Source organism: Bartonella sp. MF74HXZ (assembly GCF_042194445.1).
GTDB classification, from domain to species: Bacteria; Pseudomonadota; Alphaproteobacteria; order Rhizobiales; family Rhizobiaceae; genus Bartonella; species Bartonella grahamii.
The window spans coordinates 1-352 of record NZ_JBHIMW010000027.1; the positions used below are offsets into that span (position 1 = coordinate 1).

The 352-nt window shown below is 48.6% G+C and carries 1 pseudogene; it reads left to right on the forward strand.

The features are described 5' to 3' along the window. A pseudogene (locus ACFIJ8_RS08435) lies at positions 1 to 352 on the forward strand (hypothetical protein); the annotation flags it as partial.

Here is a 352-nt window from a genome sequence, read left to right on the forward strand (position 1 = left end):
GATGCCATTGAACAAGTCAAAACTTTGCTGGATGTCGGGGCAGACTATGCAAAAGCCCACAATCTCCCTTTTGGTGAGGCTTTGAGTGAAGAACAATTGGCGTCCCTAGAAGTCCCGATGGTGATTTATGTGCGCCAACAGGTCAAGGGCATGGATGTTTACGCACCGGTGCTTTACATCCCTGAAAAAGACAGAGCCTCCTTTGTTTCTGCTGGGGCTTTGATCATGGGCGATGATGTCAATATCACCAGCCAGAATACGAGCAATTCAACGATTATCAATTCAGGGCGGATTGCGGCAAATCACCAATTGCATGTGCATGGTGGGGATATCCTCAGTCAAGGGGGGCATT